The 15,514-nt window shown below is 37.7% G+C and carries 17 protein-coding genes; all 17 read left to right on the top strand.

Annotated features, from left to right (window positions below; genetic code table 11):
- The first annotated feature begins 26 nt into the window (after window positions 1-26).
- The 17 genes from fliM to P0N36_RS04910 all read left to right on the top strand — a co-directional run bounded on the left by fliM (window position 27) and on the right by P0N36_RS04910 (window position 15,507).
- Window positions 27-1,010 carry a flagellar motor switch protein FliM gene (fliM, locus tag P0N36_RS04990; protein ID WP_275841737.1) on the top strand — a complete coding sequence of 328 codons (984 nt, stop codon included), beginning with the start codon at window positions 27-29 and terminating at the stop codon, window positions 1,008-1,010.
- Between the two features lie 3 nt (window positions 1,011-1,013).
- The gene (gene fliY, locus P0N36_RS04985) at window positions 1,014-2,192 is read left to right on the top strand and encodes a flagellar motor switch phosphatase FliY (RefSeq protein WP_275841736.1); all 1,179 of its coding nucleotides are present in this window, start codon (window positions 1,014-1,016) and stop codon (window positions 2,190-2,192) included.
- 68 nt (window positions 2,193-2,260) lie between these two features.
- On the top strand, window positions 2,261-2,626 hold the full coding sequence (locus tag P0N36_RS04980; RefSeq protein ID WP_125135841.1) for a response regulator: 366 nt from the start codon (window positions 2,261-2,263) through the stop codon (window positions 2,624-2,626).
- 16 nt (window positions 2,627-2,642) lie between these two features.
- Entirely contained in the window at window positions 2,643-3,026 is a 384-nt protein-coding gene (fliO, locus tag P0N36_RS04975; RefSeq protein WP_275841735.1) for a flagellar biosynthetic protein FliO, read from the top strand.
- A complete protein-coding gene (gene fliP / locus P0N36_RS04970) occupies window positions 3,010-3,804 on the top strand; it encodes a flagellar type III secretion system pore protein FliP (RefSeq protein ID WP_275841734.1) in 795 nt (264 codons plus the stop codon). Before fliO ends, fliP begins: the two co-directional genes overlap by 17 nt.
- Before the next feature lie 11 nt (window positions 3,805-3,815).
- On the top strand, window positions 3,816-4,088 hold the full coding sequence (gene fliQ / locus P0N36_RS04965) for a flagellar biosynthesis protein FliQ (protein WP_275841733.1): 273 nt from the start codon (window positions 3,816-3,818) through the stop codon (window positions 4,086-4,088).
- A 10-nt stretch (window positions 4,089-4,098) separates the two neighbouring features.
- Entirely contained in the window at window positions 4,099-4,887 is a 789-nt protein-coding gene (gene fliR, locus P0N36_RS04960; protein WP_275841732.1) for a flagellar biosynthetic protein FliR, read from the top strand.
- Complete coding sequence (flhB, locus tag P0N36_RS04955; RefSeq protein WP_275841731.1) at window positions 4,884-6,020, top strand: flagellar biosynthesis protein FlhB; 1,137 nt, start codon at window positions 4,884-4,886, stop codon at window positions 6,018-6,020. The genes fliR and flhB overlap by 4 nt, the downstream gene beginning before the upstream one ends.
- A 2-nt stretch (window positions 6,021-6,022) precedes the next feature.
- A complete protein-coding gene (gene flhA, locus P0N36_RS04950) occupies window positions 6,023-8,053 on the top strand; it encodes a flagellar biosynthesis protein FlhA (protein WP_275841765.1) in 2,031 nt (676 codons plus the stop codon).
- Window positions 8,053-9,225 (top strand): flagellar biosynthesis protein FlhF, encoded by a 1,173-nt coding sequence (gene flhF / locus P0N36_RS04945; protein WP_275841730.1) that lies wholly within the window; start codon window positions 8,053-8,055, stop codon window positions 9,223-9,225. Before flhA ends, flhF begins: the two co-directional genes overlap by 1 nt.
- Complete coding sequence (locus tag P0N36_RS04940; RefSeq protein ID WP_275841729.1) at window positions 9,218-10,108, top strand: MinD/ParA family protein; 891 nt, start codon at window positions 9,218-9,220, stop codon at window positions 10,106-10,108. Before flhF ends, P0N36_RS04940 begins: the two co-directional genes overlap by 8 nt.
- A gap of 11 nt (window positions 10,109-10,119) precedes the next feature.
- The gene (locus P0N36_RS04935; protein WP_275841728.1) at window positions 10,120-10,779 is read left to right on the top strand and encodes a flagellar brake protein; all 660 of its coding nucleotides are present in this window, start codon (window positions 10,120-10,122) and stop codon (window positions 10,777-10,779) included.
- A gap of 5 nt (window positions 10,780-10,784) precedes the next feature.
- Entirely contained in the window at window positions 10,785-11,861 is a 1,077-nt protein-coding gene (locus tag P0N36_RS04930; protein WP_275841727.1) for a protein-glutamate methylesterase/protein-glutamine glutaminase, read from the top strand.
- The gene (locus tag P0N36_RS04925) at window positions 11,861-13,903 is read left to right on the top strand and encodes a chemotaxis protein CheA (RefSeq protein ID WP_275841726.1); all 2,043 of its coding nucleotides are present in this window, start codon (window positions 11,861-11,863) and stop codon (window positions 13,901-13,903) included. Before P0N36_RS04930 ends, P0N36_RS04925 begins: the two co-directional genes overlap by 1 nt.
- A gap of 14 nt (window positions 13,904-13,917) precedes the next feature.
- Window positions 13,918-14,385 carry a chemotaxis protein CheW gene (locus P0N36_RS04920; protein WP_275841725.1) on the top strand — a complete coding sequence of 156 codons (468 nt, stop codon included), beginning with the start codon at window positions 13,918-13,920 and terminating at the stop codon, window positions 14,383-14,385.
- A gap of 13 nt (window positions 14,386-14,398) precedes the next feature.
- The gene (locus tag P0N36_RS04915) at window positions 14,399-15,019 is read left to right on the top strand and encodes a chemotaxis protein CheC (RefSeq protein ID WP_275841724.1); all 621 of its coding nucleotides are present in this window, start codon (window positions 14,399-14,401) and stop codon (window positions 15,017-15,019) included.
- On the top strand, window positions 15,019-15,507 hold the full coding sequence (locus tag P0N36_RS04910) for a chemotaxis protein CheD (RefSeq protein WP_275841723.1): 489 nt from the start codon (window positions 15,019-15,021) through the stop codon (window positions 15,505-15,507). The genes P0N36_RS04915 and P0N36_RS04910 overlap by 1 nt, the downstream gene beginning before the upstream one ends.
- Window positions 15,508-15,514 lie beyond the last annotated feature (7 nt).

The following is a 15,514-nucleotide window of genomic DNA, read 5'->3' as shown; positions in this document are numbered from 1 at the left end:
GACATAACAAAAAAGGTGGTGAAGTGATGGGTGAGGTATTATCTCAAAATGAAATAGATGATCTGTTGAATGCACTAAATACTGGCGAACTGGATGTTGAAGAGTACAAGCATAGCGCATCTGCCAAGCATGTCAAGGAGTACGATTTTGCAAGGCCCTCCAAATTTGCCAAAGAGCATCTCAGAACACTGGAGATTATATTTGAGCATTATGCAAGACTTGTGTCAACAGCTTTACCAGCCTATATGCGAACTTCCTGTCAAGTAGAAGTTATCAATTCAGAAGCCGTAGCATTTTCTGAATTTTCAAACGCTTTATCGAACCCTATCCTTCTAGGAATTATGGATTTATATCCACTAAAGGGCAATGTATTGATGGATTTGTCCGTAAAAATAGGGTTTTCCATTATTGATCGACTCTTAGGCGGCAAAGGAGAGACTTTAGATAAGGAAAGGGACTTTTCAGAAATCGAGCTGGCCATCATTGAAAAAATTATGGTCATTTGTGTAGATCTTTTGGTAGAACCGTGGGAGAACGTGGTTGGTTTGGAACCCAGACTTGAGAAAATCGAAACCAACTCTCAGTTTGCCCAAGTTATATCGCCAACAGAAATCATTGCCCTATTAACCTTGAACCTAAGAATTGGTAATGTGGAGGGCTTGGTCAATATTTGTATTCCTTATACCTGCGTAGAACCCATTATTGACAAGCTTAATACAAAGTTCTGGTTTTCATCTATGACAGAGTCCAATGAAGAGGTTTATAGAGACATCATAGAAAAAAGAATTGCCCAAGCACAAATCCCTGTAAAAGCCATCTTAGGAAAAAGCATTATAACAGTTAATGATTTTATTAATCTTCAGATTGGTGATATCATTAAGTTAGACAAGAAAATAACCGAAGACATAGAAGTCAAGGTTGGAGACATAGAAAAATTTACAGCTAAAGCAGGATTGTTTGAAAAGAAAAATGCGGTTCAAATCGTTTCGATTTTACGGAAGGAGGAATAGTTTATGGGAGAAATGCTATCTCAAGAAGAAATAAATGCTCTACTAAAAGGTTTAGATGAAGATGAAGATACAAGCAAGACAGAATCCTCAAGTAGTGCGCTTACAGATGTGGATAAAGATGCCATCGGTGAGGTTTCTAACATTAGCATGGGAACAGCTGCCACCACTTTATTTAGTTTGGTCAATCAAAAGGTGGTTATAACAACACCAACCGTCTCTCTTGTACATTGGGATGATATCGTTAAGGAATATGCAAGTCCTTGCGTCTCTATACAAATCGTATATAAAGAAGGACTAGAAGGAACCAATCTGCTCATTTTAAAAGAAGAAGATGTTAGAGTTATTACTGACTTAATGATGGGTGGAGACGGAAGTAATCCGGATGAAGAATTATCGGACCTACATCTAAGTGCGATTAGTGAAGCTATGAATCAGATGATTGGATCTGCGGCGACTTCCATGTCATCTATGTTTAATAAGAGAATTGACATAGCCCCACCCATATCGAATCATCTTGATTTAACAGAATCCTTTGACCAAACGGAGGTAGCTGAGTTCTTAGGTGGAGAATTTATTCGTGTTTCCTTTAGATTACAGATTGGCGATTTGGTTGATAGTGAGATGATGCAGTTATATCCTATTGAGTTTGCTCAAAAGATTAGCGACAATTTCTCGAATACAAAAGAGAAAGAAGAACAGAAAAAACAACCATCAGCAAAACAAGAACAACAAAATCAACAAGCAAGTATGCCTCCACCACAAGCCCAAGCTCAAAATCAACAACCGGACATGAATCAGGGCATGAATCAAGGCATGAATCAAGGCATGATGCCACCGGGTTATAATCAAAATGGTATGAACCATCAAAGGAACGTTGAAGTTCAACAGGCACAATTTCAAAGCTTTGATATGGGTTCTTTTGTACAACAAAAAGAGAACATAGATTTGATTATGGACGTGCCCCTTGAGGTGACCGTAGAACTCGGCAGAACCCATAAGTCGATTCACGATATACTGGAATTTGCTCCAGGTACCATTATTGAGCTCAATAAGTTGGCAGGTGAACCTATTGATGTACTGGTCAATGGTAAAATCGTAGCAAAAGGGGAAGTCGTTGTTATTGATGAAAACTTTAGCATACGTATAACAGATATCATTAAGCAAGCCGGACAAATTTTGTGATATACATTTTAATGAAGTATGTTATAATGAAATAGATGCATTTGTAATATATCGAAGGAGAGAAAAAAATGGCTGGAAAAAATATATTAATAGTGGACGATGCAGCATTTATGAGAATGATGATAAAAGACATTCTATCTAAGAATGGTTATAACGTAGTTGGTGAAGCCGAAAATGGTTTAAAAGCAGTTGAAAAGTTTACAGAGTTGAATCCGGACCTTGTAATTATGGATATTACCATGCCTGAAATGGATGGTATTGAGGCAGTTAAAGCCATAAGAGGCATAAAAGGTGACGCTAACATCATCATGTGTTCAGCTATGGGTCAACAAGCTATGGTTATTGAATCTATTCAAGCAGGCGCAAAAGATTTCATTGTTAAGCCTTTTCAAGCCGAACGTGTTATTGAGGCGGTTTCAAAAGTTACGGGCTAATGGTTAGGAGCTCTAGATGGATCTAAAGGATTATTTTCAATTTATTACGGTCATCATACTTTTTTTTGTGATTCTATGGGCAGCCTATATTGCTACAAAGTACCTTGGCAATCTTCAAATGAATAAAAGCAATGGCAATCATTTGAAGATTATTGAAGTTATACCTGTAGGACCCCAAAAAACATTGCAGTTAATACGTATCGGTAGTGAATACATGGTCATTGGTGTCTCAAAAGACCATATCACCTTTATTCAGTCAGTAGATGAATCAAAGCTGACATTTTCAGAAAACAATAAAGAGACCGTAATCCCCTTTAGTGCATATATGAAAAAATTTGTTTCTAAACATCATGAAAGCGATAATAAAGTAGGGGAAGATACAGATGAAAGCAAACAATAAAAAACGTGCCCTAACCATAATGTTGGTGACGGTTATGTTCCTTTTGTTTTTTTGTAGCACCACAATGAGGTCTCATGCCACAGAAACAAACAATGCACCAATCCCCTTTTCTTTTGATCTGAGTATTGGTGCTGCAGAAGATGGACAAGATGTAGTGAGTAGTATTCAAATTCTCGTAATTTTGACACTCATATCTCTTGCGCCATCTATTCTTATAATGATGACTTCTTTTACAAGAATCATCGTCGTATTGCATTTCGTTAGAAGTGCATTATCAACACAACAAACACCACCGAATCAACTTTTGGTTGGTTTGGCTTTGTTTTTGACCTTGTTTATCATGAGTCCTGTCATAAGTCAGATTAATGTGGATGCTATGCAGCCTTATGCTGCCGGAGAAATATCACAGGAAATAGCTATTGAACGGGGCCTTGCGCCTATAAGAGAATTTATGTTGGGGGAGGTAAATCCTAAGGATTTAGCTCTTTTTATGGATATTGCTAATATGGAAGCGGTAGAAGCATATGATGATATACCAACAGAAGTCATTATTCCTGCCTTTATAATCAGTGAACTTAGAGCGGCCTTTATTATCGGCTTTTTGATATATATTCCATTTATCGTCATTGACATGGTTGTTGCATCAGTTTTGATGTCTATGGGTATGATGATGTTGCCGCCGGTTATGATATCGATGCCCTTTAAGTTACTGCTTTTTTTATTGGCCGATGGATGGGGACTCATTATTGGAAGATTGGTAGAGACGTTTTATGATTAAGGGGTGGAAGTATGAGTGAAGATCTGATAATTGATTTGATGCAGCAGGCCGTAATGACCGTTATCATTGTGTCAGGCCCCTTACTAATGTTGGCTCTGGTAGTAGGATTGCTCATCAGTGTCTTCCAAACCATAACATCAATTCAAGAGCAGACCCTAGCTTTTGTACCCAAAATTTTTGCCGTTTTTTTAGGTGTTTATTTTTTTGGGCCTTGGATGATGAGGCGAATGGTTGAACTTTTCATTCAGGTTGCTGATAATTTTGGTCAATATATAATAAGATAGGGGATGGGATATGCAGCTATTATTATCTGATCCTTATATGTTTTTAGATGCTTTATTATTGGTATTCGTACGTGCATTAGGCCTTTTGCTGATTGTTCCGGTATTTGGCAATCGAAGCGTACCATATATGGCCAAAATTGCCGTCACTTTTTTTCTTAGCGTAATACTTTTAGCGACCATACCATTTGAGTTGACAGTATCTAGCACAGATGTGGTAAATTTTGCAGCCATTGTTGTCAAAGAATTCTTGATCGGATGGCTCATTGGATTTGGTGCCTATATTGTGTTTTCGATAGTCACCTTATCCGGTCAATTTATTGATGCTCAGATTGGCTTCTCCATGGTAAATGTATTTGATCCAGCCAGTCAGATTCAATTAACCATAACCGGTAACTTATATTATTATTTATTGATTATGATTACCTTAATGACCAATGCCCATCATATGTTTTTAAGAGCTTTGATTAACAGTTATCACCTAATACCATTAGGTGAGATGTCACTTTCTAATCAGCTCTACTCAAGTATTGTTGAATATCTACATATGTACTTTGTACTGGCACTGCAAATAGCCTCTCCCATATTCTTTGTCATGATTATTACCAACGTCGTGCTTGGTGTCCTAGCGAGAGCAGTACCTCAATTGAATATGTTTGTTATCGGATTTCCGATTAAGATACTATTAGGCTTGATTACAATCTATTTGACATTAGCTTTATTCTCAATTATAAGTGACGTACTCATCGGCGATGCAGAAAAGCTGATGCAAGATATTATAGAAGGTTTGATGCCAAGATGATGTATGAGAAAAACAAAATAATAATCTTACCTATGTCCCTTCAGCTTTTTGCAGAGGGTGGTGGTGGAGGAGAAAAGACGGAAAAAGCAACACCAAGGAAAAAGGAAAAAGCAAGAGAAGAAGGTCAGGTTGCAAAAAGTAATGAAATAACGACCACATTCATGTTGGTCATCATGTTTTCATCCATAAAAATCTTAGGGCCGGACATCATTGATCGAACCATCAATCTCATGGAAGAAATCGCCAACCTCTTTGGGACAAGGGAAGTTACACCTGAGTTTGCCAAAGACTTAATGCAATATGTTTTGATCGAAGGTGCATTTATGATTGTGCCTTTGTGCATGATTTCATTTACCGTGGCTTTTTTAGCTAATGTGTTTCAAGTAGGTTGGAAGCCGAACATGAAGCCAATGCAACCAAAATTAAGTAACATCAGCCCAATCAGTGGTTTGAAAAGGATGTTTTCATTAAAAACACTTGTAGAACTGATCAAATCCATTATAAAAATAGGCATCATCTTAATCATTGTATACTTTTCTTTACGCGAATATGAGAACTTGATTTATCTATTTTATGAATTGCCGGTACTTAAGACTTATGCACTGATTATGGACATAGCCCTTGATTTGGGAATACGTATTGGCTCATTTTTTATGATTGTAGCCGTTATTGATTTCATATATCAGAAATTCAGTTTGGCAAAAAAATTAAAAATGTCAAAACAAGAGATTAAAGATGAGTACAAATTATCAGAAGGTAATCCGGAGATTAAGTCCAAAATCAAACAAAGGATGAGAGAAGCCTCCATGCGCCGCATGATGCAAGACTTGCCGAAAGCGGATGTTGTAATAACCAACCCAACACATTTTGCAGTTGCCATTAAGTATGATGAACAAACCTTTGGTGCCCCATATGTACTTGCAAAAGGTGCTGACATCATGGCAGGAAGAATCAAATCAAAGGCAAGTGAGCTTAACATACAGATTGTTGAGAACAAGCCTTTAGCCAGAACACTATATTATACAGTTGAGATTGGGGACGAGGTTCCGCCTGAGCTGTATCAAACAGTTGCCGAAGTATTGGCGTTTGTATACAACTTGAAGAACAGTCAGAAAGAAGGTGCTAGAGTATGAAGATGAAAGCTGGGGATATCATTATTGGTATGTTTCTTATCATGGCCATAATCATCATGATATTACCCATACCTTCAATCTTCTTGGATTTATTTATCACCTTGAATATTGCTTTGGCTTTAATAATATTGTTTAACGCCCTTTTTGCAAAAGAAGCACTTGAAATGTCTTCTTTTCCATCCATACTACTTTTTGTAACCGTCTATCGTTTGTCTCTAAACGTCTCATCGACCAGATTAATCTTAACAACAGGTGAAGCAGGTAATGTCATTGAGACCTTTGGAGGCTTCGTTGGTGGTAGTGATCTGATTGTCGGCATGGTCATCTTTATTATCTTGGTCATTATTAACTTTATGGTTATTACAAAGGGTTCTGAGAGGGTTGCAGAAGTAGCAGCAAGATTTACACTAGATGCGATGCCCGGTAAACAGATGGCCATTGATGCAGACCTAAACTCGGGACTCATTGATGAACTTCAAGCCAGAGAAAGACGGCAGAAGATTCAAGATGAAGCCAGCTTCTACGGCTCCATGGATGGTGCCAGTAAATTCGTAAAAGGCGATGCCATTGCCGGTTTAATTATAACCATGATTAACATAACAGGCGGTATACTAATTGGTATTCTTGGAAGGGGAATGGATGTAAATCAGGCCCTTAGCGTATATACCATACTCACCATTGGTGACGGTCTGGTCAGTCAGATTCCTGCATTGCTCATTTCTCTTGCCACCGGTATATTGGTAACCAAGGTATCTAAGGAAGCCGATGTCAGTGACACATTATTAAAAGAATTAGGTTCATTACCAAAAGTACTCTATTTGGCAGGAGGTGTATTGATATTCCTTGGTATCGTCACCCCCCTTAATCCTATTATTGTAAGTGGTTTTGGTTTGAGCATTGTATTGATTGGCAGAAGGATGCAAAAAGAGATGCAAGTTCAAGCCATTGAAGAAGAGATATCAACAGAAGATGTTGAAGCAGAAGCGGTTAGAAAGCCGGAGAATGTTGTATCCTTGTTACAAGTGGACCCTATTGAACTGGAATTTGGTTATGGTATTATTCCCCTTGCAGATGTCAGCCAAGGAGGTGACCTTCTTGATAGGGTGGTCATGATTCGAAGACAGATTGCCTTAGAATTAGGAACAATTGTACCCATCATAAGGCTAAGGGACAACATACAACTGAATCCAAATCAATATATTATCAAAATAAAAGGTACTCAGATTGCAGAAGGAGAGATTCTGTTTGATCATTATATGGCTATGAATCCCGGTTATGTTGAAGAAGAAATCGATGGTATAGAAACCATTGAACCGGCTTTCAAACTACCTGCATTATGGATAACAGAAGGTCAAAGAGAAAGAGCCGAGACCCTTGGCTATACGGTTGTTGATCCTCCATCTATCATTGCAACCCATCTGACTGAGATTGTAAAGGAACATCTTCATGAACTGCTTACAAGACAAGATGTTAAAGTCTTGATCAACAATGTAAGTGAAAATCACCCAACACTGGTAGAAGAACTGGTACCCAAATTATTGTCGGTAGGTGAGATTCAGAAAGTACTTATGAATATGCTAAAGGAAGGCATTTCTATTAGAGATTTAGTAACAGTTTTTGAAATCCTAGCAGACAATGCAAGTATATCAAGAGACCCGGATTTATTAACAGAATACGTTAGACAAGCATTGAAGCGTTCCATAAGTGCGAAATTTTTCGAAGGTGACACCAACCAAGTCATCACCTTAGATCCCACAATAGAACAGCTGATTATGGATCATGTCAAACAATCTGAACAAGGCACCTATCTAACACTGGATCCGGAGTCTATGGAGAAAGTGTTAAACGCAACAGGATCAGAAGCTGAAAAACTTGTAGCGTCTGGTCGTGTACCAATTATCTTGACGTCACCTATCGTTAGAATATATTATAAAAGAATGATTGAGGAACGTTATCCGGATATAATTGTTATATCCTATAGTGAACTTGATCCAACTATCGAATTACAATCAGTGGGGATGGTGACCATATAATGAAGATCAGAAAATATGAAGGTGTCAATGAAAAGGACGCCATGTTAAAAGTAAAAGAAGAGCTGGGAAAAGAAGCATTAATTGTCAGCGTTAAAAATATTAAGCCGAGAGGTTTCTACAAACTATTTAAAAAACCGTATGTGGAAGTAACAGCAGCGCTAGATGATCATAGTATTTTAGATGATGGTGATAGAGAACCTAATTTTTTAAGGAAAAGACAGACGCAAAACACCAATCAACCATCTGCCAAACAAGAACATATGCAGGAAGAGGAAAATGAAGCAAAAGCTTACCTAGAAAAGTTCAAATCCCTGATGGATAAATTACCGGATGAGAGTAAAAATGATAAGATGGAAACACAAGAAGCCGCAAACAATCATGAAGTTGTGAATGCATCTGTAGTCAAAGTGGTTTATGAACAGCTTATCGATCATGAGGTTCGAGAAGAGATTGTGAATCAACTTACAGCCGGAATTCAACAAATAAGCAATGAAGACCAAGAAGAAGTCACAGATGTCATTGCCGTCGTTTACAAGCGTATCATAAAACTATTATCCGATCATGCGACCATCAACAAGGATAAAAAGAACACAGTATTTTTTGTAGGGCCAACAGGTGTAGGTAAGACAACCACCATAGCCAAAATAGCATCCTTTTTCACACTTAACATGGGTAAGGATGTGGCACTTATCACTTCAGACACATATCGAATTGCCGCTGTAGAACAACTTAGAACCTATGCGAATATCTTAAACATACCCCTTAAAGTTGTTTATACCAAGGAAGAATTAACAGAAGCGGTAAATGATTATAAAGACAAAGACCTAATTTTGATTGATACAGCAGGCCGATCTCATAAGAATAGTGAGCATCAAAATGAGCTAAAAGGGCTATTAGATGCGGTTGATGAAAAAGAAGTTTATCTTGTACTCAGTGTAGCAACAGGCTACAAGGATCTTATAAATATAACCGGTGTTTATGACACCATGACAGATTATAAGATTATATTCACCAAACTAGACGAAACAACTTGTTACGGCAATGTATTGAATGTGAAACTGGCGACAGGTGCTAAGCTATCTTATGTGACATTTGGGCAAAATGTTCCTGATGATATCAGTGACATCAATCCACATGAAATTGCTAGACAAGTATTAGGGGGCAATGAATGATATGGATCAAGCGGCTAATTTAAGAAATATCGTAAAAAAAGCTGATATAAATATGAAGCCTCTTGGCGCCCGTGTCATTACAGTGACAAGCGGTAAAGGCGGCGTTGGGAAATCCAACGTATCTGTAAATCTGGCTATACAGTTTAAAAAACTGGGAAAAAGAGTCATTATTTTTGATGCGGATTTTGGGTTGGCCAATGTAGAAGTCATATTTGGCATTGTTCCCAAATACAACATGTTTGATATGATCTATAATAACAAGGAAATCACGGAGGTTCTGACATCAGGCCCCCTTGGTATAGAATTCATTTCAGGTGGGTCAGGTGTTCAGGAGTTACTGCGTTTAGATAAAAACCAGTTGGCCTTCATGATTGAAAAACTATATGAATTAGACCGCTTAGCTGATATAATAATTATTGATACAGGTGCAGGCATATCCGACTCAGTTCTGGACTTTGTAGCGGCTTCTAGTGAAGTGCTGTTAGTAACAACACCTGAGCCGACATCCATTACGGATGCCTATGCGGTTTTAAAAGCCATTAAACGGCGTCATGACAATGTTGACCAGAAATTAATCAATCTATTGGTGAACAGAACAGACACCACAGCAGAAGGCAAAGAGATTTTTAACAAGTTGAATAAGGTTACCAATAAGTATCTGGACCTAGAGTTGACGAATATAGGGTATTTGCCAAATGACAAACACTTGGTCAAAGCAGTCGTCGAACAAAAACCAGTTTCAATCCTATTCCCAAAAGCCATTATAACAAAAGGCTTTGAAGAATTGGCAGACAGGATGATTAATGGAACAGCGCAGCCGGAACAAGAGCGGGGTTTAGGCAACCTGTTTACTAATATATTAAGATTAAAAAAATTCACATAAGGATGGTGGCTATGTATAAAGGTATTGAGGTAGGAGATAAGATTGAACTTGAGGTTCAACAACTTATGGGAGAAAAGCAAGAGAAGTATTTAAGCAAGATACAGGAAGTCACAGAAACAGGAGAAATCATCATACTCGCACCGATGGAAAGTGGAAGAATCATCACTTTAGAGCTTAATCAAAACTATGGTATGTGTGTTTATACAAGCAAAGGCTTATATAGATGTGAAGTGGCAGTAACAGAACGCATAAGAGATGATAATCTATACCTCATTAAACTAGAGGTTCAAAGTGCTCTTCAAAAATATCAGCGTCGGCAATATTATCGCTTGGATTGTATGCTGACGTTTCACTATAAAGATGATACAAACGGAAATTGGGAGGAAGGTATTATACTTGATATAAGCGGTGGTGGTATTCGCTTTACTTCTCAGAAAAAATTACTAGACAAAAAAGGCGTCATCAATCATTTGCAATTAAACTATGACGAGGAAGAATGCCATCTTTATCTTTCGGGTGTGATTGTTGACTCATCCAATTTGAAAGCACAAGATAACATCTATGAAAATCGTGTTGTCTTTGATGAAATTACTATAGAAGAAAGAGAAATAATCATTAAATTTATCTTTGAAGAGGAAAGACGCCGTAGAAAAAACAAAAAAGGATTGTGATTAGGATGGAAAAAACAAAAAAAGTTCTCATAATTGATGACTCTGCATTCATGAGAAGGGTAATAAGTGATATAATCAGTTCAGACAATAGATTTGAAGTTGTCGGAACAGCATCAAACGGCAAAGAAGGTCTTGAACAGGTAAAAGCACTAAAACCTGATGTCATATCATTAGACGTTCAAATGCCAATCATGGATGGACTAACCATGTTGAAAAAGCTTCAGTCAACAATGCCAACACCGGTTGTTATGATGAGCACCCTTACTAAAGAAGGTGCCAAAGAGACGATAGAAGCATTAGAACTTGGGGCCGTTGATTTTTTAGGCAAGCCAAGTAACATTTTCAAGGTTAATTCAGAAGAGATTAAAGAAGAGTTATTAGAGAAGCTCTTTTTAGCAGCTAATGTTGGAAAACGTGCAGTTGTAGAAATGAAGCCTCCTGTAACCGCTACCCTTCAACCAAGCCAGAAAAAATCCAAAACACCAATAAAACAGGGCTTAAGCAATAAGCTTGTTGCCATTGGGACATCAACAGGTGGGCCAAGAGCACTACAATATGTACTGCCTTATTTACCAGCTAATATTGACGCTGGCATTGTCGTTGTACAACATATGCCACCTGGGTTTACAAAATCTTTGGCCAATAGACTGGATCAACTAAGCAGTATCCGTGTAAAAGAAGCTGAGCATGGTGATGTTATTAAAAACGGTTGGGCTTATATAGCACCTGGCGATCGTCATTTGAATGTGTGTGAGAAAAACGATGGCTCATTATATATAGAGTTATCCAATGAAGCACCGGTTGGTGGCCACAAGCCAGCGGTTAATGTTATGATGCGCTCCATAGCCAATCTACAACAAAGGCAGTATATTGGTGTAATCATGACAGGTATGGGAGCAGATGGTATGTTAGGACTAAAAGAACTAAGTGGAAAAAGAAACATTCATATTGTTGCTCAAGATGAAGCATCATGTGTGGTATACGGCATGCCGAAATCCGTGGTGGAAGCAGGCCTTGCAAACGAGATTGTGTCACTAAATAAAATATCAGAAACGATTACCAAGAAATTGGGGGTGCTTTAATGGACGTAAGTCAATATCTGGAGATTTTCATTGATGAGTCAAAAGAACATTTACAAAGCCTAAACACATGCTTATTAGCCCTTGAAAATAAGCCAAATGATAAGGATTTAATCAACGAAGTATTTAGATCAGCTCATACTTTAAAAGGTATGGCGGCAACGATGGGCTTTAAGAGAATGAATCAATTAACCCATGACATGGAGAACGTACTATCAGAAATTAGATTGGGGAATATGTCAATAGACCCCGTTTTATTAGATACAATGTTCAAATGTCTAGATGCTTTGGAGCAATATGTAGAATCCATAGTTCAAACCGGTAATGAAGGTGAGAATGAGTATAAAGCTATAATTGAAGCCTTGAATGCGGCTCTAAATGGAGAAAAAAAACCAGCAGAAGTAGCGGTAGAAGCTGAAGCTGTCTTGAGTCAAGATGTAATAACAGGTGAAGCTGTTAACGAACGTAAGCATCAAACACTTGTATTTACAGATTTTGAACGACATGCTGTTGTTCAGGCAAAAAAAGAAAACCTAAAAAGCTTTGGTGTAACCATTTATCTATCAGAAGGCTGTGTGCTCAAATCAGCAAGAGCTTTTATTATATTTAGGACACTTGAAAAGTTAGGATCCATCATAAAATCCAGTCCAGCCGTTCAAGATATTGAAGATGAAAAATTTGAATATGATTTTTCAGTAGTGGTCGTATCCTCAGAAGGGGAAGACAAGTTTTTAAAAGAACTAGGCAATATAGCTGAAGTGGAAAAAGTGCTCATTGATGAAGTTGATCTAGAAACAGCCATAACAGCACCTATAAGTGATGAAGATGACCAAAGAGATGAAGATGAAGAAGAGCAAAAAGGACGAACAAAAGATTCGGATTCTAAGTCAACAAATAAACCGGTAACCAATAGAACCGTTAGGGTTGATATTGAAAGACTAGATACCTTAATGAATTTAGTGAGTGAACTTATCATCATTAAGAATGGTTTGTTAACCGTTGAGAATACGAACACCAATTTCTCTGAACAAATAGAATACTTAGAAAGAATTACAACTAATTTGCATGATGCCGTCATGAAAGTTAGAATGGTACCGATTGAAAGAGTATTTAACAGATTCCCAAGACTCATAAGGGATCTATCAAGAAAGCTCAATAAGCAAATGGTCTTGCATATGTCAGGTGAAGAAACAGAACTTGATAGAACTGTTATTGACGAAATAGGGGATCCATTAGTGCACCTTATCCGTAATGCAGGAGATCATGGTCTTGAAACACCGGATACACGTGTAAGAAGCGGAAAAGATGCAACAGGCAACGTATATCTTAAAGCTTATCAAGATGGCAATAATGTTGTTATTGAGGTTGGTGAAGATGGCGCAGGCATAGATGTGACCAAAGTTAAAAACAAAGCCATCAACAGTGGTGCAATCAGCTATGATCAAGCCAGTACCATGAACGATCAAGAGATTATTGAACTCTTATTTAGACCAAGTTTTTCAACGGCTGATAAGATTTCTGATGTATCCGGTCGTGGTGTCGGTCTGGATGTCGTAAAGACTAAGATAGAAGCCCTTGGTGGTGATATCGAGGTTAAGACAACACTGGGTAAAGGCAGTACTTTCATCATTAGATTGCCATTAACCCTAGCAATCATACAAGCTTTAATGGTACAGTTGAATGAAGAGAAGTATGCAATACCACTTAACTCCATTCAAAACATTGAAGATGTCAAAATCTCAGATATTAAGTATATTCAGGGATCAGAAGTCATTAACCTTAGAGGACGCGTCATTCCAATCATCAGATTACATGACAAATTGGATTTACAGGTAGCAGATGAGAACAAGACATCCATAACAGTGGTTATAGTAAACAAAGGTGACAAGTTGGCTGGTTTTGTCGTAGATTCACTTATCGGACAACAAGAGATCGTAATCAAGACACTTGGAAAATACTTAACGAACTTGAAGATGATAGCCGGTGCAACCATACTAGGTGACGGTGAAGTAGCTCTGATACTTGACGTTAATTCACTGGTATAATGGAGGGTTTTTAGATGGAAAACAATGAAAATGCACAAAAAATAGAATTATCTCAATTTATCGTGGTAAAATTAGGTGTCGAGCAATATGGCATTAATATTCAATATGTTCAGAACATCGTTAGGATGATTAACATTACCCGTGTACCCAAAGCACCTTATTATATTAAAGGTGTCGTTAATCTACGCGGTGATATCATACCGGTCATGAGCATAAGACTAAAATTTGACATGGAAGAAGACATTCAGACAGACAGTACGCGTATCATATTTGTCAAATTAGAAGGTAATGAGATTGGCCTAATCGTAGATGAGGTCAAAGAAGTCATCCAACTATCCGAAGCCGACATCGATAACATCAGCAGAGAATCACATGAAGAAAAAGACGCCTATGTTTTTGGTGTAGGAAAAATCGGTGAATCACTTGTAACACTATTAAACATTGAAGAGCTCATCAAGGTTAATGACCCTTTAAAAGTGTAGAGAGGATTATGTGATGATGGAAAATTTTGATAATATTGATAGTGTTCATTTAGATATTTTAAAAGAAATTGGTAATATCGGCGCCGGTAATGCGACAACAGCTTTATCACAACTGATTAACAGACGTATTGATATGGGCATACCGGTTGTTAAGGTATTGGAGTTTAAGGAATTATCAGAAGTATTAGGTGGCGCAGAAAATCCAATCGTTGGTATATTGCTGGGTCTTGAAGGTGATATTAGTGGCATGATTATGTTTGTTCTTGAACAGTCTGCAGCCCATATATTGATTAATATGCTTATGGGTAAGAGTATTGACAACTTTGATGATTTTGATGAAATGGATTTGTCAGCATTAAAAGAAATCGGTAATATTATTTCGGGTGCTTACTTATCATCATTATCCTCATTGACCAACCTGAAAATCCTTGCAACTGTACCATATATGGCTATCGATATGGCTGGAGCCATACTCAGTGTACCTGCAATCGAGTTTGGAAAAGTAGGTGACAAAGCGCTCCTGATTCAAACAGATTTCGGTGGTGACCGTGAAAATGTTTTTGGATATTTCATTCTAATACCGGACATGCCTTCATATGGCATAATATTAAGAAGTTTGGGGATTGATATTTAATGGCTGCAAATATGATTAAAGTGGGGATGGCAGATTTAAACATATGTAAATCGCCAGATGTCCTGACAACGCTTGGTTTGGGTTCTTGTGTCGGTATCATATTATATGATCCAATTACAAAAGTCAGTGGTTTAGCCCATGTTATGCTACCAGATAGCACGCAAATAAGAAACAACAGCAACGTAGCAAAATTTGCAGACACAGCGATTGATCAGCTCATCAAAGATATGGAAGTTTTAGGTGCCAAAAGAAATAGACTTGTATCCAAGATAGCCGGAGGTGCTCAAATGTTTTCCTTTGGTAGCACCAATGACTTAATGAGAATCGGAGAGAGAAACGCAATTGCTTCTAAAAAGAAGCTCGAGGCATTAAGAATTAGGCTATTAGCAGAAGATATAGGTGAAAACTATGGTAGAACCATAGAGTTCTATTCAGAAACAGGAGAACTGCTTATCAAAACAATTGGTAAACCGCCAAAAACAATTTAGTGAGGTC

This window comes from Petrocella sp. FN5, assembly GCF_029210395.1.
Lineage (GTDB): Bacteria > Bacillota > Clostridia > Lachnospirales > Vallitaleaceae > Petrocella.
The sequence above is the reverse complement of the archived record's forward strand: the minus strand, read 5'-3'. Positions and strand labels throughout refer to the sequence as shown.

Excerpts from the sequence above, each read along its gene's own strand:
- P0N36_RS04930 (WP_275841727.1), top strand. The coding sequence starts at position 10,785 with ATGGAAAAAACAAAAAAAGTTCTCATAATTGATGACTCTGCATTCATG.
- fliR (WP_275841732.1), top strand. The coding sequence starts at position 4,099 with ATGCAGCTATTATTATCTGATCCTTATATGTTTTTAGATGCTTTATTA.
- flhB (WP_275841731.1), top strand. The coding sequence starts at position 4,884 with ATGATGTATGAGAAAAACAAAATAATAATCTTACCTATGTCCCTTCAG.
- P0N36_RS04920 (WP_275841725.1), top strand. The coding sequence starts at position 13,918 with ATGGAAAACAATGAAAATGCACAAAAAATAGAATTATCTCAATTTATC.
- flhF (WP_275841730.1), top strand. The coding sequence starts at position 8,053 with ATGAAGATCAGAAAATATGAAGGTGTCAATGAAAAGGACGCCATGTTA.
- fliQ (WP_275841733.1), top strand. The coding sequence starts at position 3,816 with ATGAGTGAAGATCTGATAATTGATTTGATGCAGCAGGCCGTAATGACC.
- P0N36_RS04910 (WP_275841723.1), top strand. The coding sequence starts at position 15,019 with ATGGCTGCAAATATGATTAAAGTGGGGATGGCAGATTTAAACATATGT.
- P0N36_RS04940 (WP_275841729.1), top strand. The coding sequence starts at position 9,218 with ATGAATGATATGGATCAAGCGGCTAATTTAAGAAATATCGTAAAAAAA.
- fliP (WP_275841734.1), top strand. The coding sequence starts at position 3,010 with ATGAAAGCAAACAATAAAAAACGTGCCCTAACCATAATGTTGGTGACG.
- fliO (WP_275841735.1), top strand. The coding sequence starts at position 2,643 with ATGGATCTAAAGGATTATTTTCAATTTATTACGGTCATCATACTTTTT.
- P0N36_RS04935 (WP_275841728.1), top strand. The coding sequence starts at position 10,120 with ATGTATAAAGGTATTGAGGTAGGAGATAAGATTGAACTTGAGGTTCAA.
- fliM (WP_275841737.1), top strand. The coding sequence starts at position 27 with ATGGGTGAGGTATTATCTCAAAATGAAATAGATGATCTGTTGAATGCA.
- P0N36_RS04915 (WP_275841724.1), top strand. The coding sequence starts at position 14,399 with ATGATGGAAAATTTTGATAATATTGATAGTGTTCATTTAGATATTTTA.
- P0N36_RS04980 (WP_125135841.1), top strand. The coding sequence starts at position 2,261 with ATGGCTGGAAAAAATATATTAATAGTGGACGATGCAGCATTTATGAGA.
- P0N36_RS04925 (WP_275841726.1), top strand. The coding sequence starts at position 11,861 with ATGGACGTAAGTCAATATCTGGAGATTTTCATTGATGAGTCAAAAGAA.
- flhA (WP_275841765.1), top strand. The coding sequence starts at position 6,023 with ATGAAAGCTGGGGATATCATTATTGGTATGTTTCTTATCATGGCCATA.
- fliY (WP_275841736.1), top strand. The coding sequence starts at position 1,014 with ATGGGAGAAATGCTATCTCAAGAAGAAATAAATGCTCTACTAAAAGGT.